General features: G+C 74.7%; 20 protein-coding genes. 8 read left to right on the top strand and 12 right to left on the bottom strand.

All coding sequences use genetic code 11. From position 1 onward, the window contains the following. Positions 1-40: 40 nt before the first annotated feature. The 5 genes from ASF82_RS07395 to ASF82_RS07375 all read right to left on the bottom strand — a co-directional run bounded on the left by ASF82_RS07395 (position 41) and on the right by ASF82_RS07375 (position 8,347). A complete protein-coding gene (locus tag ASF82_RS07395; RefSeq protein WP_056055324.1) occupies positions 41-1,213 on the bottom strand; it encodes a zinc-binding dehydrogenase in 1,173 nt (390 codons plus the stop codon). A 3-nt stretch (positions 1,214-1,216) separates the two neighbouring features. After that, positions 1,217-2,263: an ABC transporter permease gene (locus ASF82_RS07390; protein ID WP_056055320.1), complete on the bottom strand. Its 1,047-nt coding sequence runs from the start codon at positions 2,261-2,263 to the stop codon at positions 1,217-1,219. Positions 2,264-2,277: 14 nt separating this feature from the next. Beyond that, positions 2,278-3,822 (bottom strand): sugar ABC transporter ATP-binding protein, encoded by a 1,545-nt coding sequence (locus ASF82_RS07385; RefSeq protein ID WP_082514389.1) that lies wholly within the window; start codon positions 3,820-3,822, stop codon positions 2,278-2,280. A 79-nt stretch (positions 3,823-3,901) separates the two neighbouring features. Further along, on the bottom strand, positions 3,902-4,924 hold the full coding sequence (locus ASF82_RS07380; RefSeq protein WP_082514388.1) for a substrate-binding domain-containing protein: 1,023 nt from the start codon (positions 4,922-4,924) through the stop codon (positions 3,902-3,904). Between the two features lie 9 nt (positions 4,925-4,933). Next, the gene (locus ASF82_RS07375) at positions 4,934-8,347 is read right to left on the bottom strand and encodes a DUF5107 domain-containing protein (RefSeq protein ID WP_082514387.1); all 3,414 of its coding nucleotides are present in this window, start codon (positions 8,345-8,347) and stop codon (positions 4,934-4,936) included. Positions 8,348-8,439: 92 nt separating this feature from the next. Here ASF82_RS07375 and ASF82_RS07370 point away from each other — a divergent pair, with 92 nt between their 5' ends. Beyond that, positions 8,440-9,306 (top strand): AraC family transcriptional regulator, encoded by an 867-nt coding sequence (locus ASF82_RS07370; RefSeq protein WP_056055314.1) that lies wholly within the window; start codon positions 8,440-8,442, stop codon positions 9,304-9,306. Positions 9,307-9,349: 43 nt separating this feature from the next. On the opposite strand, the gene ASF82_RS07365 is transcribed toward ASF82_RS07370, so the two are convergent. The 5 genes from ASF82_RS07365 to ASF82_RS07345 form a co-directional block, all read right to left on the bottom strand. Continuing rightward, positions 9,350-10,597 (bottom strand): amidohydrolase family protein, encoded by a 1,248-nt coding sequence (locus tag ASF82_RS07365; protein ID WP_056055311.1) that lies wholly within the window; start codon positions 10,595-10,597, stop codon positions 9,350-9,352. Positions 10,598-10,667: 70 nt separating this feature from the next. Next, positions 10,668-11,987, bottom strand: a complete 1,320-nt coding sequence (locus tag ASF82_RS07360) for an ABC transporter permease (RefSeq protein ID WP_056055308.1) — start codon at positions 11,985-11,987, stop codon at positions 10,668-10,670. Further along, positions 11,987-13,090, bottom strand: a complete 1,104-nt coding sequence (locus ASF82_RS07355; protein WP_056055305.1) for an ABC transporter permease — start codon at positions 13,088-13,090, stop codon at positions 11,987-11,989. Before ASF82_RS07355 ends, ASF82_RS07360 begins: the two co-directional genes overlap by 1 nt. Further along, positions 13,090-14,625 (bottom strand): ABC transporter ATP-binding protein, encoded by a 1,536-nt coding sequence (locus tag ASF82_RS07350; protein ID WP_056055302.1) that lies wholly within the window; start codon positions 14,623-14,625, stop codon positions 13,090-13,092. Before ASF82_RS07350 ends, ASF82_RS07355 begins: the two co-directional genes overlap by 1 nt. A 4-nt stretch (positions 14,626-14,629) precedes the next feature. Beyond that, positions 14,630-15,673: a BMP family protein gene (locus ASF82_RS07345; RefSeq protein ID WP_056055299.1), complete on the bottom strand. Its 1,044-nt coding sequence runs from the start codon at positions 15,671-15,673 to the stop codon at positions 14,630-14,632. 182 nt (positions 15,674-15,855) lie between these two features. Between ASF82_RS07345 and ASF82_RS07340 the strand changes: the two genes are divergently transcribed. From ASF82_RS07340 to ASF82_RS07325, 4 genes are all read left to right on the top strand, one after another. Continuing rightward, positions 15,856-17,280: an amidohydrolase gene (locus ASF82_RS07340; protein WP_082514385.1), complete on the top strand. Its 1,425-nt coding sequence runs from the start codon at positions 15,856-15,858 to the stop codon at positions 17,278-17,280. 2 nt (positions 17,281-17,282) lie between these two features. Further along, complete coding sequence (locus ASF82_RS07335; RefSeq protein ID WP_156369936.1) at positions 17,283-18,038, top strand: creatininase family protein; 756 nt, start codon at positions 17,283-17,285, stop codon at positions 18,036-18,038. After that, positions 18,035-19,057 carry a LacI family DNA-binding transcriptional regulator gene (locus tag ASF82_RS07330; RefSeq protein WP_056055292.1) on the top strand — a complete coding sequence of 341 codons (1,023 nt, stop codon included), beginning with the start codon at positions 18,035-18,037 and terminating at the stop codon, positions 19,055-19,057. Before ASF82_RS07335 ends, ASF82_RS07330 begins: the two co-directional genes overlap by 4 nt. 307 nt (positions 19,058-19,364) lie before the next feature. Further along, positions 19,365-22,667, top strand: a complete 3,303-nt coding sequence (locus ASF82_RS07325) for a TM0106 family RecB-like putative nuclease (protein ID WP_235491187.1) — start codon at positions 19,365-19,367, stop codon at positions 22,665-22,667. 344 nt (positions 22,668-23,011) lie between these two features. On the opposite strand, the gene ASF82_RS07320 is transcribed toward ASF82_RS07325, so the two are convergent. Then, positions 23,012-23,395, bottom strand: a complete 384-nt coding sequence (locus ASF82_RS07320; RefSeq protein WP_056055289.1) for a very short patch repair endonuclease — start codon at positions 23,393-23,395, stop codon at positions 23,012-23,014. On the opposite strand from ASF82_RS07320, the gene ASF82_RS07315 reads away from it, so the two are divergent. From ASF82_RS07315 to ASF82_RS07305, 3 genes are all read left to right on the top strand, one after another. Next, positions 23,394-23,684 carry a hypothetical protein gene (locus tag ASF82_RS07315; RefSeq protein WP_056055286.1) on the top strand — a complete coding sequence of 97 codons (291 nt, stop codon included), beginning with the start codon at positions 23,394-23,396 and terminating at the stop codon, positions 23,682-23,684. The genes ASF82_RS07320 and ASF82_RS07315 overlap by 2 nt on opposite strands. A gap of 97 nt (positions 23,685-23,781) precedes the next feature. Continuing rightward, positions 23,782-24,705 carry an SseB family protein gene (locus ASF82_RS07310; protein WP_056055283.1) on the top strand — a complete coding sequence of 308 codons (924 nt, stop codon included), beginning with the start codon at positions 23,782-23,784 and terminating at the stop codon, positions 24,703-24,705. Positions 24,706-24,856: 151 nt separating this feature from the next. Continuing rightward, positions 24,857-25,201 (top strand): hypothetical protein, encoded by a 345-nt coding sequence (locus ASF82_RS07305; protein ID WP_056055280.1) that lies wholly within the window; start codon positions 24,857-24,859, stop codon positions 25,199-25,201. A gap of 31 nt (positions 25,202-25,232) precedes the next feature. Here the strand turns inward: ASF82_RS07305 and ASF82_RS07300 are convergent, their stop codons facing one another. Continuing rightward, on the bottom strand, positions 25,233-25,628 hold the full coding sequence (locus ASF82_RS07300; RefSeq protein ID WP_056055277.1) for a hypothetical protein: 396 nt from the start codon (positions 25,626-25,628) through the stop codon (positions 25,233-25,235). Positions 25,629-25,880 lie beyond the last annotated feature (252 nt).

The raw sequence follows: 25,880 nt of genomic DNA, 5'->3' as shown, positions 1-25,880 counted from the left end.
CCGTCGGCCTCCCCGGCACCGACCGACTCGACCCGCACCGTCACGAGGCGGGGTGACCGATCGTCGTGGCTCGGGCGGCGGGCTCCTCGCGCACCGGGGCGCCGGCCGGCACGAGGACGACCTTGCCGGTCGCGCCGGCCGCGGCGATCCGGTAGGCCTCGTCGGCGTCGGTGAGCGGCAGGGTGTGCGAGACGACGATCTGGGGGCTGAGGCCGCCCTCGGCGATCATGCGCGCGACGTCCTCCATGCCCTGCAGCGACGTCACCCACGACGCGGTGATCGTGAGCTGCTTGTGCAGGAGGGTGTCCGAGACCTCGGTCTCGAGCCGGCCGCCCTCGCCGAGCAGCCCCACCCGGCCCCACTCCGCCGCGGCCTCGACCGCGGTGAGGCGACCCGGCGTGCTGCCCGAGCAGTCGACCGTGACCTGGCAGCCCACGCCGTCGGTGAGCGCGAGCACGTTCTCGACGGCGTCGGCGTCGGCCAGCACGACGTCGTCGACGAGTCCGGTCGCGCGGACGAACTCGATGCGCTCGGCCGACCGCTCGACCCCGATGACGCGGCGAGCGCCGAGCATCCGCCCGAGCATGGCGGCGGCGAGGCCGACCGGGCCCAGGCCGACGACGAGCAGGTCTTCTCCGCCGTGGACGCCCGTGCGGCGGAGGCCCTCGTAGGCCGTGCCGAAGCCGCAGGCGATCAGCGCGCCGTCGACGTACGAGAGTCCGTCGGGCAGGGGCACGCAGGTCGACTCGTCGACCAGCACGTACTCCGCGTGGCCGCCGTCGCGCTGCCAGCCGTACGACGCCTTGTGCGGCTGGTCGGTGCAGCTGATGAAGTAGCCCGCGCGGCAGTTGCGGCACCGGCCGCAGCCCTGGATGTGGTAGACGATGACGTCGTCGCCGACGCCGAAACGGGTGACCCCGGGCCCCGCCGACACGATGCGCCCGCACGGCTCGTGGCCCGCGACGACGCCCTTGTAGGCCGGCGCGCCGTCGAGGCCCTTGTGCGTCTTGTAGCCGTTGTAGATGAAGCCGATGTCGCTGCCGCAGATGCCGCTAGCGCCGACCTGCACGAGCACCTGCCCGGGGCCGGGCGTCGGCACGTCGTGCGTGCGCAGCTCGGCGGTGCCGTCGCCGGGCAGGAACACACCCTGCATGGTGCCGGTGGGCGAGGAGGCGCGGGTCGCGGCCTCGGGGGAGGGGACGGTGGTGGTCATGGCCTAGCTCTCTTCGATCGACCCGCGCTTGCGGGAGAGGGTGACGTTGAGCAGGACGGCGAGCACGATGATCACACCGCGCACGACGCTCTGGAGGAAGGAGTCGACGCCGAGCAGCACGAGCCCGTTGCCGATCAGCGTGATGAAGATCACGCCGAGGAAGGTGCCGACGAGGCTGCCGCGCCCTCCCGACATCGCGGTGCCGCCGATCACGACCGCGGCGATGACGTCGAACTCGAGGCCGTTGGCCGCACCGGCGTTGCCCGAGCCGAGGCGGGCGGCGAGCAGCACGCCGCTCAGGGCGCCGAGCATGCCCATGATCGCGAAGAGCAGGACGCGCACCCGGGCGACCTTGATGCCCGCGAGCCTCGCCGCCGCGGCGTTGCCGCCGATGGCGAACACCGAGCGGCCGAAGGCCGTCTTGCGGGCGACGAAGGCGAAGACCAGGAAGGCGACGATCATGATGACGGCCGGGGTCGGCACGCCGAGCACGGTGCCGGTGAGGAACGGCATGACCGGCTCGTCGAGGGGCAGCGGCACGGGCAGCGCGTCGGTGCTGAACTGGCCGAGGCCGCGCAGCACGCTCCAGAGCCCGAGCGTCGCGATGAACGACGGCACGAGGAAGCGGGCTCGCAGCACGCCGGCGAGGGCGCCCCAGCCCGCCCCGACCACGAGCGTGATCAGGATGGCGAGCAGCGCGGGCAGCCCCCATTGCGTCATCGCCACGGCGACGATGACCGACGACAGGGCGACGGCCGGGCCGGTGCTCACGTCGATCTCGCCGGCGATGATCACGAGGGTCATGCCCGTCGCGGCGATGCCGATCAGCGCGGCGTCGCGGAGCAGCCCGCTCTGGTTGGCGACGGTGAAGAAGCCCACCGCGTTGAACATCAGGTAGAGGTACAGCACGACGATCGCGACCAGCAGGCCGACGATGTTGACGAGGGTCGTGTTGCGACGGAACGCGTCGCGGACGCGGCCGACGGCGCCGCCGCGGGGGCGGCCGCCGGGCGTGGCCGAGGTGGTGGTGGGGTCGAGCGTGGAGGTCATCGGGTCGTCCTTCTTCAGCTCGAGACCATGGAGGCCTGGAGCAGCACGGGCAGGGAGATGTCGGGGGCGCGGTACTCCTCGCGGAGGCCGCCGTCTCGGAGGACGAGCACGCGGTCGCAGGCCAGGGGCAGCTCCTCGATCTCGCTCGAGACGAAGACGACGAGCTTGCCGGTGTCGGCGACGGCGCGCATGATCTCGTAGATCTGCGCCTTCGCCTCGACGTCGACGCCGCGGGTGGGCTCGTCGAGGAGGAGCACCCGGCTGTCGGCGTGCAGCCAGCGGGCGATGACCGCCTTCTGCTGGTTGCCGCCGCTGAGGGTGCTGATCGGGCGCGAGAGGTCGTGCGCCTTGATGCTGAGCCGGTCGGCGAGCGCCTTCGTGGCGGTGGCGATCGCACCGGCCGACAGCGCGCCTCCCCGGGTGACCCGGCCGAAGTCGCTCATGACGATGTTCTCGTCGATGCCGAGGCCGGGCACGACGCCGCGGCCCTTGCGGTCCTCCGGGGTCATGCCGACCCCGAGGGCCAGCATGCGGGAGGCGGTGGGCCGGTCGACGACGGAGCCCGCGATCGAGACGGTGCCGCCCGTCGCCGGCCGGAAGCCCGCGATCGCCTGGAGCAGCTCGGTGCGCCCGGAGCCGAGGAGCCCCGCGATGCCGAGCACCTCGCCGGCCCGGCCCTCGAAGCTGACGCCCCGGAGCTTCGGGGCCACGTCGAGGTCGTCGACGCGGAGGAGCACCTCGCCCGAGGTGACCGGTCGCGTCGCGACGGCCCGCTGTTCGGGGTCGGCGCCGATCATCAGCTCGATGATGTGGGCGGTGTCGCTGCCCGCGATGGAGACGGTCTCGACGACCTTGCCGTTGCGCATCACGGTCGCGGTGTCGGCGATCTGACGGATCTCGTCCATCCGGTGGCTGACGTAGAGCACCGCGACGCCCTGGGCGGCGAGCCGCTTGACGGTGTCGAGCACGAGGTCGACCTCCGCCGCCGCGAGCGCGCTCGTCGGCTCGTCGAGGATGAGCAGGCGCGGGTCGTCCTGCAGGGCACGGCCGATCTCGACGATCTGCTGCTGGGCGAGCGTGAGCCCGGCGACCTCGGCGTGCACGTCGATGTCGGCCCCGAGGCGCTCGAAGGTCGCGCGGGCCCGCTCGACCATCGCGCGGGTGTCGATGCCGAACCGGCCGCGGGGCCAGCGGCCCATGGCGAGGTTCTCGGCGACGGTGACGCCGGGCACGAGGCTGAGCTCCTGGTAGCACGTGGCGACGCCCGCGGCGGAGGCGGCGGTGACGCCGCCGTCGCCGAGCGGCTGCCCGCCGAGCAGGACCTCACCGGCGCTGGGGGTCTCGACGCCGCTGAGCAGGCGGATCAGCGTCGACTTGCCGGCGCCGTTCTGGCCGAGCAGGGCGCGGACCTCGCCGGCGTGGACGGCGAAGTCGACCCCGTCGAGGGCGGTGACGCCGGGGTAGACCTGGCTGACGCCGCGGGCCTCGGCGATGGGGGCGCCGCGGTCGCGGGCGGGATCGAGCGGCGCGATCGGGGTGTCGGCTGTCGACTCTGACAAGGGGATCCTCCGGGGATCGGGTGGTGGTGGATGAGAGGGGCGACGGTGAGCCCGGCGGGGGCCGGGCTCACCGTGCCGATCACGGGAGACCGTCGGGGTGGGTCTCGGTCCACCCGGCCGCGTCGGCGGGCAGGTAGAGGTCGATCGGCGCCGCGACGACCTTCTCGTCGGGGGTCTTCCCGTCGATGGCGTCCTGCGCGGCGGCGAAGGCGAGCTTGCCCGCCTCGATGCCGCTGATGTCGACGACGGCCTTGAGCACGGAGCCGTCGGCGAGCTCGGCCGCGATGTCGGACGTCATGTCGGAGCCGAAGACGGCGACCTGACCGGTGAGGCCGCGGGTCTGGACGGCCTTGTAGGCCCCGACGGTCGCGCCGCCGGCCTCGCCGTAGAGCCCGTCGAGGTCGGGGTTCGCGCTGAGCATCTGCTCGGCGGTCGAGACCGCCTGGTCGACCTCGGCGCCCTCCTGGTTCGCGACGAAGACCGTGCCGGGCAGCGCTGCGGTCAGGGCCTCGGAGAAGCCCTTGAAGCGCTGCTGGCAGACCTCGTACTGCTCGCAGTTGATGACGCCCATCTTCGGGGCCGTGATGCCGGCCTCGGTGAAGTACGCCGCCGCCTGCGTGCCGAGGTCGCCGCCGAACTTCAGCGGGTCGCCGAGCACCCAGGCCGTGACGTACTGGTCGACGGCGTCGTCGCTGACGCAGGTGTTGTAGCAGATGACCGGGATCCCGGCCTCGCTGGCCTGGCGCACCGCGGGCACGCTGCCGTCGGTCGAGACCGCGGACATGATGATCGCGCTGACGCCGGAGGAGGTGAGCGTGTTCATGAACGAGCTCTCTTTCGAGACGTCGCCCGCCGAGGTCGACTCGAGGAAGTCGACCTTCTTCGAGTCGGCGTCCGCCGCGTCCTGGACGCCCTTCTTGACGCCGCCGTAGAAGCCCTGCGAGTCGAGGTAGAGGGCGCCGATGCGCTCGGCGCCGCCCTCGCCGCCGTCGGCGCTGGGGATGGAGCAGCCCGTGAGGGCGGCGGCCGCCGCGAGGAGCGCGGCGGCGGAGAGGACGCGGCGTCGCGCCCTCGGCCTGATCGGTGTCGACATGGTGGTCATGGTTCCTTCCTAGGGGCGCCCGGCGTCGTCGCCGGACGTGACCGCGGGGGCGGTCGGGTCGGGGGTGGTGGGGTCGACGGGGGAGGGCTCGTGGCCCAGCCCCGTCCACAGCTCGGCGACCACGTGGCGCAGCCGGGTGACCTCGGCGTCGCGCCCCTGCTGCGGGTCGTCCTGGAAGAGCAGCATCGTGGGCAGCGAGGTGGCGAAGTAGTCGACCTCGGCCGGGGTGGCGGCCAGCTCGTCGACGAACGCGTCGAACCGGCGGAGCAGGGCCCGCGCCTCGTCGTCGGCGCCGAGCCTGGTCAGGGCGGTGACCGACGCGGCGCTCCGCTCGGTGAAGGCCTGGGCGGCCATGCCGGCGAAGTCGCCCGTGGCGTCCGCCGCCTGCCGCCAGGCCCACCGGGCGGCGTCGTCGTCGCCGCGGGCGGCGAGGGCGTCGCCGAGGGCGAGGTGGAGCTCCGCCGTCGTCTGCAGGGGGTGGCGGGCCTCGCCCAGGGTCGTCGGGGGCTCGAGCGCGGCGACGACGTGGTCGTGCGCCGTGTCGGCGTCGCCCGCGGCGAGCGCCTCGCGGGCGGCCGCCAGCGAGGCGGCCTCCCAGGCGCCGAGCACCTGGCCCTCGCCGCCCTCCCAGGGCTGGAACCGACGAGCCCGCACCGCGGCGAGGGCGTCGTCGTGACGGCCGACGGCGGTGAGCAGCCGGGCGCGGACGACGCTGAGGTCGTCGCGCTCGAGCACGAGGGCCGACTGCCGTTCGAGGGCGTCGAGTCGCTCGGCCGCGGGCACGCCACGGCGCTCGGCGAGCTGGTCGCTCTCGAAGAGCAGGCGTGAGTCGTCGGGCCGGAGCTGGCGGGCCGCGGCGTAGTGCTCGGCCGCCGCCTCGGGGTCGTGGGCGACGTTGTAGGCGGCCACGCCGAGGTTGCGCTCGACGACCGCGGCCTGGGCGTCGTCGAGGTCGCCCTGGAGAGCCCGACGCCACGCGTCGGCGGCGTCGGCGCCGCGGCCGTGGGCGTAGTACCAGCTGCCGAGAAGCGACCAGGCGAGGCCGTCGGCCGGCACCACCCGCACGGCCTCGAGCAGCACGGTGACGTCGTCGAGCCGCGACGGCAGGCAGCGGGTGGCGTCGACGGCGTGCAGCGAGACGAGGGCGCGGCGGGCCTCGGCCGTGCGGCCGGCCCGGGCCAGCAGGGAGGCGCGGTGGTAGCCGAGCAGGGGGCCCACGTTCACCTGGCCCTGCGCGGCGCGGGGGAGCTGCGCCTGGGCGAGGTCGAGCACCGAGAGGGCCTCGTCGAGGTACCCGGCCGAGCCGTACTCGAGGGCGACGTCGAGGAGGGTGGGGGAGTCGTCGGAGAGGACCCGGCCGGCGAGGTGGCGGGCCCACTGGTCGAGCGGGTCGAGCGCGAGCGTCTCGTGCAGCAGGTCGTCGGCCTCCTCGCGTCGGTCGAGGTCGCGGAGGGTCAGGACGAGGAGGTCGCGGGCCTGCAGGTTGTCGGCGTCGCGGCGCAGCACAGCGCGGAGCAGCTGCTCCGCGGCGGCGGGGTCGGAGCGGCCGAGGAGGCGCGCACGGGCCAGCGAGGCGGGCCCGGCCCAGGCGGCGTTCCAGGCGGACTTCGCCAGCGCCTCCTGCGCCTCCGCCCCGCGGCCGAGACGGGTGAGGGCGAGGCCGAGCCGGTAGAGCGGCTCGCCGTCGGCGGGGTTCGGCGCCCAGGCCAGCTGGCGCGTCACGGCCGTGCGCAGCAGGTCGAGCGCCTCGCCCCAGCGGGCGGAGTCGTGCAGGAGCGTCGCCAGCGCGACGTTGACCCGCACGTCTCCGGGGTCGCGACGGAGCGCCTCCCGCCAGTACGGCTCGGGCGACCGGGTCGCGTGGCGGTACTGCTGCAGGTACTGGCCGACGAGGAAGAGCTCGTCGACGGTGGCGACGTCGGCGGGGGCCGGCGGAGCGACCGCGGCGGCCGGGGCGTCGACGGTGCCCGTGCCGTCGGTGCCGTCCGCGCCGGCCTCGGCGTCGAGCTGGGCGGCCACGCTGCGGCCGTCGACCGCGACGAGCACGCGCCCCTCGGCCCGCGCCTCCACCAGGACGTCGTCGAGCACCGTGCCCTCGGGCAGCGGGCGGTCGAGCACCGCGGGCGAGCCGGGTGCGACGGCGACGCGGTGCTGGTCGAGCACCCGGCCGTCGCGGCCCCGGACGACGACGTCGACCGCGGGGTGGGCGTGCGTCACGGCGAGGCCGACGCGCAGCACCGCGGGCCCCTCCTCGGGCAGGTCGACGCGGAGCGCGGCGTCGCGCGTCGCCTGGTGGGCCGGGCCGATCTCGGTGATCGGGTACCAGAACTGGCTGAAGGTCTTCGTCTCGCCGGGCGTGAGGAAGGAGAAGTCGGGCTGGTTGTCGGTGTACACGCCGGCCATGAGCTCGACGTAGGGGCCGTCGCCGTCGGTGAGGTTGTCGTCCCAGGCCCAGCCGAAGGGAGCATCACCCCACGTCCACTGCTTCTTGCCGGGGGAGATCGCCCGGTCGGCCCAGTGGACGAAGCCCGCCCGACGGCCGTGGTCGTAGCCGCCGAAGAAGTCGTCGTCGGTGTGCGTGACCATGTACGAGGTCGGCACCGGGATGTTGCGGTACCAGTCGAGCCGGTCGCCGTCGGGGTGGTCGGCGTCGACGCGCGCGGGGTAGTCGACGCCGTAGTACTCGCCGGCGACCCGCGGGAAGTCGACGACGGCGCGCTTCGCGTGGTCGGCCACGTGGCGGACGTCGGTCGGGAAGAACGACTGGTAGTCGTCGTTGACCGCAGCGGCGACGTTCGCCCACCAGAGGAAGGTCTGCGTCTCGTCGCTGCGGTTGAAGAGCCGCACGCGGGCCTCGATCAGCGAGGAGCCGGGCCGCAGGCGGATGCCGTGCATGCCCTTCATCCGCGCGAAGGGGTCGTGGTCGGAGCACCACACGGTGACGGCCCCGTCGGCCTCGCGCTCGATCGACACGTCGGTGGGGAGGAACGTCGCGGGGCGGTGGTGCTGGGGCCAGTTGAACTCGACGCCGCCGGAGATCCAGGGCCCGGCGAGGCCGACGAGCGCGGGCTTGACGACGTTGTTGCGGTAGAAGATGTCGTAGTCGGCCGACTTGTCGTAGGCCACGTGGATGCGGCCGCCGAGCTGCGGCAGGACGACGAGGCGCAGCCACTCGTTCTCGAGGTGCACGGCGTCCCACGCGTGGGGCCGCTTCTCGGCCTCGATGCGTTCGTGGAACGGCAGCGGGAAGACCCGCCCGGACGATCCTTGGTAGACCCGGGAGTCGAGGAAGGCCGGGTACCTGTCGGGCTCGCCCGGCAGGTAGGTGTCGACGACGAGGGGCTCCGACCAGGCGGCGACGCCTGCCGAGGCCTGGTCAGCGGGCACGGGGGGAAGAGTCAACCTCGACTCGGCGGTGAGCATGGGGCCAGCGTACGGAGCCGACCCGCGCCTCCGGAACGCCCGATCCACCGGCGTCCCTGGACGAAACGACGATCGCCCGCCATCATCGACCCATGACCATCGAGGACGGCTTCCCCGGGCAGCGGCTGCTCGTCATGCCCCGCCAGGCGGTGCGCACCGCCCTCACGCAGCCGGGCACGTCGCACCTGGTCGTGACCGACGCGGGGTACTTCCCCGAGGCCCGGGCGCACGGCATGGCCCGCCCCGCCGGGGTGCCGCAGAGCGTCGTGCTCGTCTGCGTGCGCGGCGGCGGCTGGTGCGAGGTCGGCGGTGTGCGGCACGTCGTCAGCGCCGGGCAGGTCGTCGTCGTGCCGCCCGAGACGGCGCACGAGTACGGCTCGGACGACGCGGCGCCCTGGACGCTCTGGTGGCTGCACCTCGACGGGCGCGACCTCGCCGAGTTCCTCCGCGTCGCCGGCCTGACCGCGTCGGCGCCGGTGCGGCAGCTCACCGACGTCTACCGCGTCGTCGCGCTGATCGAGGAGGTCGTGCAGGCGATGGAGCGCGACCAGACCTTCGCCAGCGTGCTCGCCGCGTCGGGCGCCGCGTGGCACCTCATGGCCCTGCTCTGCTCGGAGCGGCGGGTCGGCAGCCCGCGGGAGTCGGCGGTCGAGCAGGCGCAGGACTACCTGCGGAAGCACGTCACCGAGCGCGTCTCGGTCGAGGAGCTCGCGGCCCTCGCCCGGCTCAGCCCGTCGCACTTCGCGGCGCGCTTCAAGGCGGAGACCGGGTCGACCCCGCTGCGGTACCAGACGCAGCTGCGCATGGCGCGGGCCCGGGAGCTGCTCGACACCACCGACCTGCCGGTCGGGCTGGTGGCGGAGCGGGTGGGCTACGTCGACCCCTTCTACTTCTCGCGCCAGTTCAAGGCGGTGCACGGGTCGACGCCGGTGGGGTACCGGGCGCAGCGGAAGGGCTGAGGTCAGGGCGGGGCCGGCCCGCACGGGGTGGGCAGCGCCGTCCTCAGGCCGCGGGCAGCGCCCCCGCGACCACCCGCCCGCGGGCCACGACCGCGACGATCGCGTCAGGATCGAGCGCCGCCGCGTCCTCCCACGGGCGCCCGCGCAGCAGCACGAAGTCGGCGGCGGCCCCGACGGCCACGCGGCCGAGCTGCGTCGACCGGCCGATCGCCGCCGCCGCGCGCGACGTGCCCGCCCGGAGCACCCGCTCGGGCGACCAGCCGAAGACGTCGCCCATCCGCCGCAGCTCGCGCATCTGGTCGCCGAACGCGACGTGGAACCCGTTGGCGTCGGTGCCGAGCACGAAGTCGACGCCGGCGTCGGCGGCGGCGCGGAACGCGGGGTCGCGGGTCGCGACGAGCGCGGCCGCCGTCTCGCGCTGCTCGGCCGAGACGGGCACCGAGCCGTCGGCGATGGCGTCGTTGATCAGCAGCGTGGGGGCGACGGGCAGCCCGGCCGCCACGACCTGCCGGGCGAGGTCGCCGTCGAGCTGCGTGGCGTGCTCGATCGAGTCGACACCCGCGCGGAGGGCCACGCGGATGCCCTCGGCGGTGTGGGCGTGGGCCGCGACGAGCAGGCCGAGCGCGTGCGCCTCGTCGACGATCGCGTCGATCTCGGCGCTCGTGTGGTTGCGCCAGGAGGGGGCGTCGCCCTCGGAGAGCAGCCCGCCGCTCGTCGCGATCTTGATGCCCGTCGCCCCCGCGCGCGCGTGCGTCCGCACCAGGGCGCGGCAGGCGTCGACGCCGTCGGCGGTGGGCTTCCGGAGGCGCGGGTCGACGCCCGGGGGCACGAACATGTCGCCGTGCCCTCCCGTCATGCTCACCATGCCGTGCGCGAGGATCCGCGGCGCCTCGACGAGCCCCTCCTCCACGGCGCGCGCCAGCGAGAACTGCACCTCGTCGGCCGACAGGTCGCGCAGGGTCGTGACCCCGCCGGCCAGGGCACGCCGGGCGTGGGCCAGGCCGTGCAGCACCTGCTCGGTGGGGGGCGTCACGAGCGGCCAGGTCAGGAACCCCGAGGAGGCGCCTCCCGCGTTCCCGATCAGGTGGACGTGGGTGTCGACGAGGCCGGGCACGAGCGACAGCCCCTCGAAGCGGGCCGACGGCTCTGCCGGCTCCACCGCGGTGACCACGGCGTCCGTCGCGATGCCGGGCCGCGCGGGGCCCCAGCTGACGGTGCTCGAGCCGAGGGCGCCGTGGCCGTCCCAGACGTCGACGCCGGCGAGGGAGGTGGGGGAGGCATGGTGGAGCACGGTGGGTCCTCGAGAGGTCGGGGGAGCAGGAGCAGGAGCAGGGGCAGGGGCAGGACGGGGCAGGACGGGGTCAGCTGCGGCGCGTACGTCGCGGCACCAGCCGCCCGAGCGCCGCCGGGGGCCGCATGCGGGTGCCCGCGACGACCAGCACCGCCAGCGTCACGACGTACGGGGTGGCGCTGGAGACCGCGGCGGGCAGCGGCACGGCGACGAACACGACGAGCAGCACGATGCCCACGACCAGGGGCGGCAGGCCCTCGCGCAGCTTGCGGCCGGGCACGGTGCGGCGCAGCCGCAGCAGCCCGAGGGCGGTGAAGACGACGGCGAGCACGACCACGAGCGCCCGCAGCGTCTCCGGCCGGCCGATGCCGACGGCGTCGCTGACGCCGAAGAGGGCGGCGCCGAAGAACACGCCCGACGGCGTCCAGTTGCCGAAGATCAGCGTCGCGAGGCCGATGAAGCCGCGGCCGGCGGTCTGGTTCTCGATGTACCCCTGCGAGATGAGGGTGAGGTAGCCGCCCGCGAAGCCCGCGAGCCCCGAGCCGACGAGCACCGCGATCCAGCGCGTGCGGTGCACGCTGCCGCCGAGCGCCTGCAGGGCTGCGGGCTCCTCGCCGGCGGCGCGCCAGCGGAGGCCGAACGGCGTCTTCCAGAGCACCCAGGCGACGACGGGGATGATCAGCAGGCCGATCACCGCTTCGAGCGAGACGTCGCGGGTCAGTCCCCCGACGAGGCCGCCGACCTGGGCGACGACGGGCAGCTCCGAGGCCTCCATCGTGCGGCTGAGGTCGGGCGTGCCGAGGCCGCCGCTGACGAACGGCAGCGACAGGTGCGGCACGTCCGCGCCGATGCGGGGCGACCGCGCGATGGTGCCGCCGTCCATCCCGCTGAAGACGATGTCGGAGGCGAAGCGCGCGACGGCCGCCGCGATGACGTTGATCGAGACGCCGACGATCAGCTGGTTGATGCCCATCTCGATGCAGAGCACCGCCATCAGCACCCCGAAGACGAGCCCGCCGGCGACGCCGCCGACCAGGGCGGCCCAGGGGCCCGCGACGGCGCCGAGCAGGCCGGCCGTCCACGTGCCGCCGATCATCATGCCCTCGAGGCCGACGTTGATGACGCCCGAGCGCTCGGAGAGGAGGCCGCCCATCGCGACGACGGCGATCGGCACCGTCAGCCGCAGGGCCGAGCCCCAGGTCGCCGACGCCGTGATGCCGGGGGCGTCGGCCAGGTAGCGGGCGAGGATGAGCAGGCCGAGGCCGAGCAGGGTCCAGCGGAGTGCTGCGCGCACGTGGCGCGCGGACGGGCGGAGGCGGTCGACGGAGGCGCGGGCGGGCCCGGCCCCCGAGGGGGTCACCGCGGCGAGGGGATCGGTGCCGGTGCTCATCAGGAGGCTCCTCCGGTCGGGGCGGCGTCGGGGGTGCGGGCGGCCCGGAGGCGGCGGCGCACGGCGGCGGCGAGGGCGACGCGCTGGTCGACGCGCTCGGTGAGCCAGTACCCGACGGCCGACGAGAGCAGGACGACCGCGAGGAAGACCTGGCCCACCTCGGTCGGCAGCTGCACGAGGCCGAGCACCTGGCTGCTGCGCTCGACGAAGGCGAGCACGAACGCGCCGAGCGCCATGCCGATCGGGTGCTGACGGCCGAGGAGGGTCGCGGCCAGCCCGGTGAACATGAGGTCGGTCGGCAGCGTGCCGTCGAAGCGGCCGGCGACCGAGAGCACGTGGGGCAGCCCGACGAGCCCGGCGACGGCGCCGCTGACGAGCATCGCCTGGACGATCTTGCGGTCGACCCGGATGCCGGCCGACTCCGCCGCCTCGGGCGACCGGGCCGCGACCCGGAGGCCGTAGCCGAAGAGGCTGCGGTCGACGACGAGGTGGTACACGACGCCGACCAGCACGGCGACGACGACGAAGCTCGAGACCGCTCCCTGCCCGCTGCCCGTGCCGGGCAGGGCGGGCATCAGCCCGCCGGCGTCGATCATGGCCGTGCCGGTGTTCTGCCCGCCGCCCGACCGGAAGACGCCGCTGAGCAGCACGGCGACGACGGTGGTCGCGACCGCGTTGAGGAGGATGGACGTGATGACCTCGTTGACCCCACGGTGGATCTTGAGCAGGGCGGGGATGAGGGCCCAGCCGGCGCCCACGGCGCACGAGATCAGCAGGGTCAGGGGCAGGCGCACCGCCAGCGGGAAGGGCAGCGACGCGGCGGCGACCGCGCCGGCCAGGGCCGCCATGCGGTACTGCCCGTCGACGCCGATGTTGAAGAGGCCCATCCGCACCGCGAAGGCGCCCGCGACCGCGGCGAGGTAGAGCGGCACGGCCGAGTCGAGGCTCGCGACGAGCGAGGCCGGCTGCGTGCCGTACGACCACATCACCGAGAAGGCGCTCGACGCGCTGTAGCCGCCGACGGTGAGGAAGAGGGCGGTGACGGCGAGGGCCAGCAGCACCGAGACGACGGGCCCGGCCGCGGTGACGACGACGCGGCGCATCAGCTGGCCCCTCCCGTCGCGGGGGCGTGGGCGCCGGTCATGTGTTCTCCCAGGTCGAGGGCGGTGACGTGTCGGGGGTCGAGCTCGGCGACGACGCGGCCGCCGTACATGACGAGCAGCCGGTCGCTGAGGGCGAGCAGCTCGTCGAGGTCGGCCGAGACGAGCAGCGTGCCGAGACCGGCGTCGCGGGCCTCGACGAGCTCGCGCCAGACGGCGCTCTGCGCGCCGACGTCGACGCCGCGGGTCGGGTGCGCCGCCACGAGCACGGTCGGGTCGGAGCCGAGCTCGCGGCCGATGATGAACTTCTGCTGGTTGCCGCCGGAGAGCGCCCGGGCGCGGGTCGACGGGGTGCCGCCGCGCACGTCGAAGCGCCGGATGATCTCGGCGGCCGCGGCCGTGGCGGCCGAGCGGCTGAACCACCAGCCCCGACGGATCGGTGCCCGGCCCTGGTAGCCGAGCGCGGCGTTCTCGGCGAGGCTCAGGTCGAGCACGACCCCGTCGCGGTGGCGGTCCTCCGGGATGTACGCGAGCCCGAGCGCGCGGCGCTCGCGGGTGGGCAGGTCGTCGATGACGCGCCCGCCGAGCGACACGCTGCCCGTGTGCTCGACCCGGCCGAGCAGCGCGGCCAGCAGCTCCGACTGGCCGTTGCCCTCGACGCCCGCGACGCCGACGACCTCGCCCCGGCGCACGGTGAGCGACAGGTCGTCGACCAGGGGGCGCTCGCCGGGTCGGCCGACGGTGATCCCCTCGACGGCGAGCACGACGTCGTCGCCCGGCGGCGTGCTGCGCGGCTCCACCGTCGGCATCGCGACCTCGACCATCAGCCCGGCCAGCTCGCGCGGCGTGGTCTCGGCCGCGGTCGTCCGCCCCACCACGCGCCCTGCCCGGATGACCGTGATGTCGTCGGCGAAGGCGAGCACCTCGTCGAGCTTGTGCGAGATGAAGACGACGGAGGCGCCCCTCGCGGTGAGCGCCCGGATGGACGCGAAGAGGGCGGTCGCCTCCGACGGCACGAGCACCGCCGTGGGCTCGTCGAGGATGATGACGCGGGCCTCGCGCCAGAGCACCTTGAGGATCTCGACCCGCTGCCGGTCGCCGACGCCGAGGTCGGACACGAACGCATCGGGGTCGACGTCGAAGCCGTTGGCCGAGGCGAGCTCGCCGACGCGTCGGCGGGCCGCCGCCGCGTCGATGCGCCAGGTCGAGCCGGGCTCGTCGGCGAGGACGACGTTCTCCCACACGCGGAGGGCGCCCGCGAGCAGGAAGTGCTGGTGGACGATGCCCACGCCGGCCTGCTGGGCCTGGCGCGGCGAGCGGAAGTCGTGCGCGACTCCCTCGACCTCGATCGTGCCCTCGTCGGGGCGCTCCTCGCCGGCGAGCACCTTCATCAGGGTCGACTTGCCGGCCCCGTTCTCGCCGACGACGGCGTGCACCGTGCCGGGGCGCACGAGGACGTCGATCCGGTCGTTCGCGGTGAACGTCCCGAAGCGCTTGACGATCCCGGTCAGCCGGACCGCCGCCTCCTGCGCCCCCACGGTCTCAGAGCGCCGTCGGGACGGTGACGTCGCCGTCGACGACGGCCGTCTTCGCCGCCTCGAGCTGGTCGGCGATGCCGTCGACGAAGCCGCCGCTCGTCGAGTAGCCGACGCCGCCGGTCTCCAGGTCGAAGACCTGCTCGCCGGGCTCGAGGCTGCCCTCGTCGAAGGAGGTGATGACGTCCTTGACCGCCACGTCGACGTTCTTCAGCGCCGAGGTGAGGATGAACGGCTTGATGTCGTCGTCGACCTGCGCGTACGCGTCGCCGTCGACGCCGATCGCCCAGACCTTGGCGGAGTCGGTGCTCGCGGCCGCAGCCTGCTCGTAGACGCCCTGGCCGGAGCCGCCGGCGGCCGCGTAGACGACGTCGGCGCCGCCGGCGTACATCGAGGCGGCGGCCTCCTTGCCCTTGGTCGGGTCGGAGAACCCGGTGAAGTCGCCGAGCGGCGAGAGGTAGGTGGAGTCGACGACGACGTCGGGGTCGACGCTCTTCGCCCCGGCCTCGTAGCCGACGAAGAAGTTCTGGATCGACGGCTGGTCGACGCCGCCCACGAAGCCGATGTGGCCGGTGGTCGAGGTCAGCGCGGCGGCCACCCCGACGAGGTACGACGACTCGTTCGCGGCGAACGAGATGGTCGTCACGCCGTCGATCTCGGTGCCGATGTCGGTGTCGACGTCGACGAACGCCGTGTCGGGGTGCTCGGTGTCGCCCATCGGCTGGGCGAACTGGAAGCCGATGCCGACGGCGAGGTCGGCGCCCTGCGAGACGGCGAGGTCGAGGCGGTCCTGGTAGTCGTCGGTGTTCGGGCTCGACAGCTCGAGGGGGTTGAAGCCCAGGTCCTCCTGCGCCGCGGTGAAGCCGGCGTAGCCGCCGTCCATGATGGAGTAGTCGCCCGTCGTGCCGTAGAGCAGCGCGACCGTCGCGGCGTCGGGGTCGGCCGAGGGGGCCGTCGCGGCCGTCTGGCCGGAGCAGGAGGCGAGGAGGAGCGTGGCGCTGAGCGCGGCTCCCGAGACGATCAGGAGGCGACGGGGGCGACGCAGGGGCATGGGGTGCTCCGGTTCTGTGAACGTTTTCACGGCAGGTGGCCTCGGGCGCTCGCAGGATCGGCTCCGAGGGGGTGCAGGGGTGCTGCAACCGTAGACCGGCTCGTGTTACCGACGTGTTTCGGGGACGTAAGGAGTCGGGTAAACGTTCTCAGCGACTCCCGCGTCCGTGGCACGCTGGCGACATGACCCCCGCAGCTCCCGGCGCCGCTCCGGTGCCCGTCGACCTCGTCGTCCGTCGCGTGACCGTGCTCGCGCCGACCGTCCGGCCGCCGGTCGGGTACCCCGACCTCGACCCCGGCGACCCCGGGCGACCGGCCCCGGCCGTGTTCGTGGCCGACCAGGCGATCGGCGTCGCGGGCGGCGTCATCGCCTGGATCGTGCCCGACGCCGACCTCGGCCCGGCCGACCTCGCCGGCGCCCGGGTGGTCGACGCGCCGGGCCGCGTCGCGATCCCCGGCCTGGTCAACGCCCACAGCCACTCGTCGATGACCTTCTTCCGGGGCTCCGCGGAGGACGTGCCCACCGCCTCCTGGTTCAACGACCACATCTGGCCGATGGAGGTCAACCTCACCGACCGCGACGTGCTGCTCGGCGCGCGCCTCGCGGTCGCCGAGATGCTGCTCGCGGGCGTGACCACGGTCGCCGACCACTACTTCTCGACCGAGCAGATCGCCACGGCGGTCGACGAGGGCGGCATGCGGGCCGTGCTCGCCCGCACCTTCTTCTCGTCGCAGGGCGCGGAGGGCCTCGACCGGAGCGCCTCCTTCGCGGCCGAGTGGGACGGCGCGGCCGGCGGGCGCATCACCACGATGCTCGGGCCGCACGCCGTCTACACCGTCGACGACGCCGACCTGGCCCGCACGGCCGAGGCCGCGCGGGCTATCGGGGTGCGGACGCACATCCACGCGTCGGAGACGATGCACCAGACGGAGTCGTCGCTCGCCCGGCGCGGGGCGACGCCGATCCAGGTGCTGCACGACACCGGCGTGCTCGACGCGGGAGCCTTGATCGCGCACGGGACGGGCATCGTCGAGAGCGACCTGGAGTGGCTGACGCCCGTCGCCGACCGGGTCGGCGTCGCGTGCTGCGCGAAGGTCTACCAGAAGCACACGCACGGGCCCACTCCGATCCGCCTGCTGCACGACGCGGGCGTGCCGGTGGGGATCGGCACGGACGGCTGCGCGTCGGGCAACACCCTCGACGTGCTCGAGAGCACCCGCACCATGGCCCTCGTGCAGAAGGCCCACACGGGCGACGCCACCTGGATGACGAGCGCCCACGCCCTCGACCTCATGACCCGCCAGGGCGCCGCCGTCATCGGGCGCGAGCACGACCTCGGGTCGCTCGCGCCCGGGTTCGCCGCGGACATAGTGCTGATCGACCCCTGGAAGCCGCACCTCCAGCCGATGAACGACCTCGCCGCCGCCCTCGTGCTCAGCGTGCGGGCGAGCGACGTCGAGACGGTGATCGTCGCCGGCCGGGTCGTCGTCGAGCTCGGCCGCCTCGTCGACGTCGACCTCGGGCCGCTGATGACCGAGATGAACGAGCGCCTGCCCGGGCTCACCGACCGGTCGCACGGCCGCACCGTGCAGACGTACGCTCCCTAGTGATGATCGACGCCGACCACACGCCCTGGCCCGACGTGGCCGCCGCCCACCGCCGCGGAGCCGGCCTCGCCGTGCTGCCCGTCGGCGCGCACGAGCAGCACGGGCCGCACCTGCCCCTCGGCACCGACACGGCCACCGCCGTCGAGGTCGCCCGCCGCCTGGCCGAGCGCCTCGACGCCGTGCTGCTGCCCCCGGTGCACTACGGCGCGACCTGGGGCACCTCGGGCTGGCCGGGCACGCTCTCGCTCTCGGCCGCGACGGTCACCGCGATCGTCGTCGACCTGGGGCGGGCGCTCGCCGCGTCGGGCGCGGGCGGCCTCGTCGTCGTGAACGGCGACTGGGGCAACCGGGCGCCGCTGCTCGTCGCGGCCCAGCAGCTCACGGAGGAGGGCGTGCTGCCCGTCGTCACGCTCGACCACCCCGGCATGGCCGAGGCGATCGACGAGGTGCGCGAGAGCGCCCCCGCGGCGCCCGGCCTGGCCCACGCGGAGGAGGTCGAGACCTCGATCATGCTGCGCCTCGCGCCGGGTGACGTCCACCCCGACCGGTACGAGGCCTGCTACCCGGTGTTCCCGTCGCACTTCGGCACCGCGCCGATGCCGCTGCACCCGTTCTCGCCCAGCGGCGTGTTCGGCGACCCCGCCCTCGCGACCGCCGAGAAGGGCGAGCGGCTGCTCGCGGCCACCGTGGAGGGGTGCCTCGCCGTGCTCGACGACTTCGTCGCCGGTGTGCTCGCGGGCCGGGCGGAGGCGCGGTGAGCCCGACGTCCGTCCCCACCCTGGTCGACGTGGCCCGGGAGGCCGGGGTGTCGATCGCGACCGCCTCACGCGTGCTCTCCGGGGCCCAGCACGTCTCGGAGGCCCGGGCCCGCGCGGTGCGGAAGGCCATCACCGAGCTCGGCTACCGGCACAACGCCGTCGCCAGCGCCCTGCGGAGCCAGCGCACCGAGACCGTCGGGCTCATCCTGCCCCGGTACACGACGGGCTTCCTCTCCGCCCTGATCGAGTCGGTCAGCGAGGCCCTCGACGACGCCGGGCTCTCGCTGGTGCTGCGGTACTCCGCGGAGGGCGACGACCACGACGCCCGCACGGTCGAGTCGCTCCTCAGCCGCCGCGTCGACGGCCTCGTCATCTGCCCCCCGACGGAGGAGGTCAGCCGTGACGCCGTCGCGGCCGCCGACCGCGTGCCCGTCGTGCAGGTGGGCCGCCACATCTTCGGCGACGGCACCGACTCGGTGGGCCTCGACGACAACCGGGCGACCGACCTGCTCGTCGGCGCCCTCGCGGACGGCGGGGCGACGGAGCTCGTGACCGTCGGCCTGTCGCCGGCCGACCCCGCCGACGCCCGCCGCATCGCGGCCGTGCGGGCCTCGTGCGAGCTGCGCGGCGTGCGGTTCGACGGCGCGCGACCGGCCGGGGCCGAGCTCGCCGGGGGTGTCGCCGCCGCGAACGAGCTCGTCGCGAGCGGCGACCTCGCGCGGCTCGACGCGATCGTCTGCGCCAACGACGACGTGGCGCACGGCCTGGTCACGGTGCTCCGCCTCAACGGCGTCGACGTGCCGGGGGCCGTGCAGGTCGCGAGCCTGCTCGACGTGTCGTCGGTCGAGGGCGACGACGAGCGCGAGATCACGACCCTCCGCCACCCGTGGCCCGCCATGGGCCGGGAGGCCGTGCGGCTGCTGCTCGACGCCCTGGCGAGCGGCGACCGCGACGACTCCGGCGGCGCCCGCCGCGTCACGCTCGCGCCCCGGCTGCTGCACGGACGCTCGACCCGCTGACCGCGGCTCCGGGAGCCCGGGGGAGTCGCCCCCGCTGTCGGTCGCGCCCGCTAACGTTCGAGCACGGCCGGGTCGCTGCCCGGGCCCGACCTGCCGGTCAGCGCAGCGCCGCACCGCACGGCACTGCCACGCGCCGCATTGCCACGCACCGCCCGCACCGCCCGCCGAGGAGGCCGCCATCTACATCGACCCCGACACCGACCTCGTCGTCACCAGCCCGTCCGACCTCACCACCTGGGCGGCGTGCGAGTGGGCGTTCCTCCGGCGGCTCGACGCCGCCCTGGGGCGCATCGACCGGATCGACGCCGTGTCGGACGCCATGCTCGACCGGACGGCGCGGATGGGCGACGACCACGAGGTGCGCTTCCTCGAGCAGCTGCGCGCGAGCCACGAGGTGGTCGAGTTCGAGCGCCCGTCGCGCGAGGGCTACCCGGCAGCCGCTGCCGCCGCCGAGCAGGCGATGCGCGACGGCGTGCCGGTGCTCTACCAGGCCACGTTCCACGACCCGACCTTCATCGGCTTCTCCGACTTCCTCGTGCGCAACGACGCCGGCGAGTACGAGGTCTACGACACCAAGCTCGCCCGGCACGCGAAGATCCCCGCCCTCCTCCAGCTCGCGGCCTACGCCGAGCAGATCGAGGCGCTCGGTGTGCCGGTCGGTGCGCAGGTGCACCTCGTGCTCGGCGACGGGTCGCGGTCGACGCACCAGCTCGCCGACATCGCCCCCGTGCACCGGGCCCAGCGGTCTCGGCTGCGCGACGCGGTCGAACGACGGCAGCGCGCCTCCTCGGCCCTGCCCTGGGGCGCACCCGGGGTGACGGCCTGCGGCCGGTGCTCCCAGTGCGCGGCGCAGGTCGAGGCGCACCGCGACCTCGTGCTCGTCGCCGGGCTGAGCCTCGGGCAGCGTGCCGCGCTGATCGCGTCGGGCGTCGACAGCATCGACGCGCTCGCCCGGAGCACGGGCGGCGTGCCGGGCGTGGGCGGGGCCGCCCTGTCGCGGCTGCGCGCCCAGGCGCAGCTGCAGGTCGCGAGCGAGGGCGGCGTGCCCGAGGTGCGCCTCGTCGACCCCGGGGCGCTCGCGGCGATCCCCGCCCCCGACGACGGCGACGTGTTCTTCGACTTCGAGGGCGACCCGCTGTACACGGAGGGCGACGGCGGCACCTGGGGCCTCGACTACCTCTTCGGGCTGGTCGACGTCGAGGCGCGGTCGACCGCCTTCTGGGCGCACGACCTCCGGGCCGAGCGGCAGGCGCTCGTCGACTTCCTGACCTTCGTGCGGGAGCGACGGGCGGCGCACCCGGGCATGCACGTGTACCACTACGCCTCCTACGAGCGCACCCACCTGCTCTCGCTCGCCGCCCGGCACGGCGTCGGAGAGGAGGAGGTCGACGACCTGCTGCGCGACGGCGTGCTCGTCGACCTCTACCCGGTGGTGCGGAAGGCGCTCGTCGTCGGCTCGCGCAGCTACTCGATCAAGAAGCTGGAGCCGCTGTACATGGGCGGCGACCTCCGCGACGGCGACGGGGTCCTCAACGGTGCCGACAGCATCACCGCCTACGTCGAGGCGATCGCGGCGGTGCGGGCCGGCGACCCGGCCGGGCAGGCGCGGCTCGACCAGGTCGCCGACTACAACGAGTACGACTGCCGGTCGACGCTCCGGCTGCGCGACTGGCTGCTGTCGTTCGTGCCGCCCGGGTCGACGACCGACGAGGCGGTCGCCCTGGTCGACGACGAGCGCGTGCGCGCCGAGCCCGACCCGGTCTTCGTCGAGCTGTCGGCCCTGCTCGCCGACGTCGACCCGCTCGACCGCACGCCCGACCAGACGGCCCTCGCGCTCGCGGCGGCCGCGATCGACTACCACCGGCGCGAGGCGAAGACGTTCTGGCAGGAGCACTTCGGGCGGCTCCGTGACCCGCTCGACGAGTGGGCCGACACGCGGGACGTGTTCGTCGTCGAGCAGGCCGAGGTGGTCCGCGACTGGGAGAAGCTGCCGCGCGCCCGCACCCTGTCGCGCGACCTGCGGCTGAGGGGCTCGCTCGCGCCCGGCAGCCGGTTGACGCCCGGGGGAGCACCGCACCTCGTCTACGACGCCCCGCTGCCTCCCTCGATCACGGCGTCGGGGCCGGGCCTGCGCGGCGCGACGTCGCGGGTCGCGGTGCTCGACGTCGACGCCGACCACGACGGCGTCGTGATGCTCGTGAAGGAGTCGCTGCCCGGGGGCGCCGACCCGCACGAGGCGTTCCCGCTCGCGATCACGCCGGCGGCGCCGCCGCGCGCGGCCCCGCAGCCCGCGGCGATCTCCGAGTGGGGTCGCTCGGTGCTCGACGGCCTGCCCGCCTTCGTCGACGACGCGGTGCTCGACCTGCTGCGTCGCGTCCCCCCGCGGGGCGGGGTCGTGCCCGTCGTCGGCGACGACACCGTCGGCGCCGTCACGGCGACGCTGCTCGGCCTCGACCGGTCGTACCTGGCGGTGCAGGGCCCACCCGGCACGGGCAAGACGTACGTCGGGTCGACCGTCGTGGCGCGGCTGGTGCGGGAGCACGGCTGGCGCGTGGGCGTCGTCGGCCAGTCGCACGCGGTGGTGGAGAACTTCCTGGAGGCGGTGGTCGGCAAGGGCGTCGACCCCGCGCTGGTCGTCAAGGTGCCGAAGAGCGGAGCGAGTGCGGAGGCGGTCGAGGCCGCCGCGTGGACGCCCGTGAAGAACGGGGCCGGCCTGGCCGAGTTCCTCACCGGCCCGGGCGAGACCGGCGGAGTCGTCGGGGGCACCGCCTGGACCTTCGCCAACCCGGACTACGTCGCGCGGCACTCGCTCGACCTGCTCGTCGTCGACGAGGCCGGTCAGTTCTCGCTCGCGCCGACGATCGCGTCGGCCGTCGCCGCGCAGCGCCTGCTGCTGCTCGGCGACCCGCAGCAGCTGCCGCAGGTCAGCCAGGGCTCCCACCCCGAGCCCGTCGACACGTCGTCGCTCGGCTGGCTCGCCGACGGGCACGACGTGCTGCCGCCGGAGCTCGGCTACTTCCTGTCGCGGACGTACCGGATGCACCCCGCCGTGACGGCGCCGGTGTCGCGGCTCTCGTACGAGGGCGCGCTCGAGTCGAGGGCGCCGGAGCGGCACCTCGAGGGCGTGCAGCCCGGGCTGCACGCCGTGCCGGTCGAGCACGCGGGCAACACGACGTCGTCGGTCGAGGAGGCCGAGCGCGTGGTCGACCTCGCCCGGTCGGTCGTCGGTCGGGAGTGGTCGGACGAGCACGGCACGCGTCGGCTGACGGACGACGACGTGATCGTCGTCGCGCCGTACAACGCGCAGGGCGCCGTGATCCGCGACGCGCTCGACGCCGCCGGCCTGACCGGCACGACGGTCGGCACCGTCGACCTCTTCCAGGGGCGGGAGGCGGTGGTCGCGATCCTCTCGCTGGCCGCGTCGAGCGCCGCCGACATCCCGCGAGGCCTGGACTTCCTGCTCATGCCCAACCGGCTCAACGTCGGCATCAGCCGCGCGCAGTGGGCGGCGTACCTCGTGCACTCGCCCGCGCTGGCCAGCTCGATGCCGACGTCGATCGCGGGGCTCGGCACGCTGTCGCGGTTCATCGAGCTGGTCGAGCGGCGCTGACGCGCGCGCGGGGCGAGTGGGCCCGGCGGCGCGCGCCGTGCTGGCCTGCGGGTGTCCCGCGGGCGGCGCGCGCCGCTCCGGCCCGCGGGACACCCCGTTCTCGCACGGGAACCCCGCCGCGGCAGGGTTCCCTTGCAAGAACAGGGTTCATCTCGGCGAGCGGCCGACCTCTCGGCCCGAGCGGCACCACGTTCTCACACCCGAACCATGCCGCGGCGTAGTTCCCCTGCGAAGAAGTGGTTCATCGTCGTCGCCTCGAGCTCGCAGCTCATGGAGACCGATCCGAGAGGGCCGTCGGTCCTGCGATCCTCACTTCTCGGTGCGGACGTCGTGGAGCACCGGCGTCACACGTCCGCCGCCGCGCGCCGCAGCACCGCCTCCACGGCGTCGATCGCCTCGGCCGGGGGCGTGTGCTCCCACACCCGGACGACCGCCCACCCCGCCGAGCTCAGCTCGTGGTCGTGGGCGGCGTCGCGCCGCCGGTTGGCGAGCAGCTTGGCGTGCCAGTAGGCCGCGTTCGCGATCGGCAGGTGCGTGTGCTCGACGCAGAAGTGCCAGAAGCAGCCGTCGACGAAGACGGCGACGCGGAGGCGCGGGAAGAGCAGGTCGGGGCGACACCGTGAGACCCCCGCCACGGGGCGGTCCACGAAGTACCGCCAGCCCCTCGCGTGCAGCCCGCGTCGCAGAGCGAGCTCGGGGCGCGTGTCACGACGGCGGATCCGGCTCATGCGGCGTCGGAGTGGCGACGCGCATCAGTGGGCAGGCAGCATCACCTTCCAGCTCGACGGCAGCCGCTCCGAGCACGACGTCCTCGACGCCGTCGCGACCGGCTTCACGTCCCAGGAGGGCTTCCGGTCGACGGTCGACGACAACGGAGAACGCGAGCGCATCCTCGTCTCCGGGCCCGAGGGTCTGGCGTTCGCCGCCCGGGTCAGCGACGCGGACGAACTCTACGTCGCGTCCGCGTCCCGCTGCTTCCTGCTCCGCGACGATGAATCGGTCCACGACACCTACTGATGCTGGCTGCTGCCGGTCGAACGACGGCGAGGACCGCGAGTCGCCGTCCGGCACGGACTGGCCGGGCCCCGCGCCCACCCGTCGTAGGCTCGTCTCCATGGGTCTCTTCTCGCGCCGCACGTCAGTCCGACCCGCGGAGGCGCCCCCGAGCACGGAGTCGCAGGCCGACGAGGTCGGCCCCGCGCAGGCCGGCCGCGCTGAGACCGAGGTGACCGGGGCTGGGCAGCCGACCCGCGACTCCTCGGGGCCCGTCGTCCACACCGCCCTGCAGCGGGCCCTGACCGGGTGGGGGCGGGAGAAGAACTCCGTCACGCTGGGCGCCGTCATGGCCGAGCTGACCGCCGGTGAGCTGCTGGTCGACCTCACCCGCTCGACCCTCGCCGACCCCGCCGCCGGGCCCCAGCACGGCGACGTCGTCGCCATCGCGCACCAGACCGACAACGCCGGCAAGCGCCTCCTGCTCGCCTTCACCAGCGCCGACCGCCTCGCCCGCTACCGCGACGGGGAGACCCCCGTGTCGTTCGCCCAGCCCGCGGCCGTCGTCGTCGACCAGGCCGTGCGCGAGTACGAGGGGCTCGCCCTCGACCCCGGCACCCCCGAGACGCAGTTCATCGCGTACTCGGACGAGCTCCGACGCGGCCTCGGCGACGACGTCACCGCCTCCGTCCCGGTCGCCCGGGCGCTCGCCGAGCGCACCATCGCCTGGCCCGACATGCTCGAGCTGCTCCGCACCTCGCCGTCGCTGTACGTCGCCGAGGTCGAGCAGCGCGACGCGGAGGGCGAAGCCACCTCGACCGTCGTCGCCACGGCCACCGGCGAGCAGGGCGAGACCTGGTCGGTCGTCCACGCCACCCCGGCGGCCGCCTGGGCCTGGGCGCCCGGCTCCACGGCCCGGGCGGTCTCGTTCGCCGACCTGGCCGGCGTGGCGCTCGCCGAGGGGCACGCTGGCGTCGTCGTCGAGCCGGGGGAGCGCTCCGTCGCCGTCACGCCCGACGAGCTCCGCGCCCTCGCCGACCGCTGACCTCGCCCCCGGGGCCGTCCGGGACGATCGCGGGCCCCGGCGCGGCCGGACGGGGGGAGTCGCGGGTCGCCCCGCCGACACCCGTCGCCTCGCCGAGGGCGTTCCCCCAGCACGCCCTCGCTAACGTCGACGCAGACGAAGGAGGTGTGCCGTGCTCGACCCCGAGAGCTTCGTCGCCGTCCTCCTCATGATCGCCGGGCTGGTCGCCCTCGCGGTCGGCGTGCCGCTCGTCGCGTCGTTCCTCATCGACGGCGTCGTCGCGATGATCCGCGGTCGCGGGCTGCGCGTCTTCGGGCTCGCCGCCGTCGGCACGCTGCTCACCGCGATCGCCGGGGTCGTCCTGCTCGTCGTGTCGCGCCTCCTCACGCAGGACCCGGCCGGCCTCGGGTCGACCGAGAGCGGGCTCGGCGGCGTTCTCATCTGGCTGGCGCCCGCCATGTGCGTGCTCGGCGTCGTGCAGAGCGTGCGACGGCTGACCGGGCGCCGACAGGGCTGACGGCGGCGCTGACGCCGGAGGCCGGCGCTCGTCAGCGCCGCGGCGCCGGGGAGATGGCGAAGACGACCGCCGCGACGACCGTGAGGGCCGCCGCGACCGGCACGAGCGGCGAGACGCCGTCGCCGAACGCCCCGACGACGCCGCCCGGTCGGCCGTAGCCGACGACGACCTCGCCGATCGCGAGCAGCACCAGTGCGAAGGCTGCGCCGAGCAGGCTCACCCGCCCCAGGTCGTGACGTCGCTGCCCGCCGTCGTCGTCACCGGCCAGGTCGGGGCGACGGAGCCGCATCCTGGCCCACAGCACGAGGGCCACCACCGCGAGCAGCAGCGGCACGACGCTGCCGATGATGAGCGTCGTCTGCACGAGGCCGAACAGGGCACCGGTGCCGCTGGGGCCGGACGGTGCAGCAGTGAGGAGGGGGACCACGGGTACTCCAGGGCGACGGACGGGCGGACGGCCGGNCGACGGACGGCGCCCGTCGCAGTCACCTGCGAGCGGGCGCCGTCCGGGGAGGCGGAGCCGAGCCTACGAGTGGCGCGGCTTGCGGGGGCGCTCGTCGCGGTCGTCGCGACGGGGCGCACCGGAGCCGCCGCCACGGCGGTCGGGCTTGATCTCGATGAGCACGCCGCTGATGCGGGTGTCGACGAGACGGTCGAGCATCTCCTTGCTGACGTCCGA

Source organism: Frigoribacterium sp. Leaf164 (assembly GCF_001423665.1).
GTDB lineage: Bacteria > Actinomycetota > Actinomycetes > Actinomycetales > Microbacteriaceae > Frigoribacterium > Frigoribacterium endophyticum.
The sequence above is the reverse complement of the archived record's forward strand: the minus strand, read 5'-3'. Positions and strand labels throughout refer to the sequence as shown.